Origin of the sequence: Psychrobacter luti (genome assembly GCF_014192115.1) — a bacterium.
GTDB lineage: Bacteria > Pseudomonadota > Gammaproteobacteria > Pseudomonadales > Moraxellaceae > Psychrobacter > Psychrobacter luti.
In genome coordinates, this window is the sequence record NZ_JACHXL010000015.1 from 1 (window position 1) to 1,425 (window position 1,425).

At 41.3% G+C, this 1,425-nt stretch carries 2 protein-coding genes; both read left to right on the forward strand.

The window, feature by feature from the left end; genetic code table 11:
- The first annotated feature begins 44 nt into the window (after positions 1-44).
- Complete coding sequence (locus FHS24_RS12305) at positions 45-566, forward strand: helix-turn-helix domain-containing protein (RefSeq protein ID WP_183621408.1); 522 nt, start codon at positions 45-47, stop codon at positions 564-566.
- On the forward strand, positions 554-1,393 hold the full coding sequence (locus FHS24_RS12310) for an IS3 family transposase (protein ID WP_227671816.1): 840 nt from the start codon (positions 554-556) through the stop codon (positions 1,391-1,393). The genes FHS24_RS12305 and FHS24_RS12310 overlap by 13 nt, the downstream gene beginning before the upstream one ends.
- Positions 1,394-1,425: the final 32 nt, after the last annotated feature.

Genomic DNA, 1,425 nt, shown 5'->3' on the forward strand with positions numbered 1-1,425 from the left:
TGAACTGAACCCCATAAGTTGGACACAACTTATGGGGTATTTTTATGCGTTACGATCTAGACTTTAAAATGCAAGTTATCGCATACTATCGGCAAGGCCATAGTAGTCACGCCACCGCTAAGAAGTTTAACGTCAATCCAGAGTTTGTACTCAAATGGGTTAAGCAATACCAAAGCGGTGGCATAAATGCCATTAAGCCAAAGACAAGTAAGGCCAAATACAGCAGTGAGTTTAAACTTAACGTAATAACTACCATGCTTAAAAAAGATTTAAGTCAATCTGAGGTGGCACTGAAGTTTAACATCAGCTCACCGGCGCTCATTAGTCATTGGCACAAAGCTTATCGACTACAGGGTATGTCTGGACTCGTATCTAAACCCAAAGGTAGAACCGCCATGAGCAAACCATTTATCACAGACAAGCCAGATGATGAAAAGAGCTTAGCAGAGCTTAAGCGTGAGAATGAGTATCTACGTGCGGAGAACGCCTACCTAAAAAAGCTAGATGCCTTGCTCAAACAGAAGAAGAAACAAGCTTTGAAAAAGCAAGGCTCATCGAAGGACTAAGAGAGCGCTGCTGTTTATCTGACTTACTTAAAGCCGCTGGTATGCCCAAAAGTGTCTTTTACTATCATAGAGCAAGACTTGAGCGTGATGACAAATACACTGAATTAAAACAGCGTATTGCTAAGCTGTATCATCAGCACAAAGGCAGGTATGGCTATCGCAGAATCACTGAGGCTCTAAAGCAGTTAGGGTGTCATTACAACCATAAGCTCATTGCTAAGCTTATGCATGACATGACCCTTAGCGCCAAGATAAGACGTCAGAAGTACCGCTCTTATAAAGGACAACAAGGCAAGATTGCGAAGAACTATTTGAAGCGCCAGTTTCATGCAGATAAACCGAACACACGCTGGCTCACCGATATTACTGAGTTTAAGGTGGGTGATTATAAGCTGTATTTATCGCCCATACTCGATTGTTATAACAATGAGATCATCAGCTATACGCTCTCAAACAGACCCACTTATGACTTAGTTGGTAAGATGCTAGCTAGTGCTTTAGATAAGACAAAGGCGTGCCGTGGTAAAAGATTAATGCTGCATTCAGATCAAGGGTGGCATTATCAAATGAAACCGTTTAGCACGACGCTTAAACAGCATGGAATTAAGCAAAGTATGAGCAGAAAAGGCAACTGCTTAGATAATGCACTGATGGAGGGGTTCTTCGGTACGCTGAAGTGCGAGACGATTTATATTGAGAAACCGAAAACTATTGAGCAGTTAGAGAAACAGATTCATGAGTATATGCATTATTATAATCATGAGCGTATTCAACTTAAATTAAAAGGACTGAGTCCTGTGCAATACAGAACTCAGTCCTTGTTATAAACTAAACCGTCCAACATTTGGGGGTCAGTTCA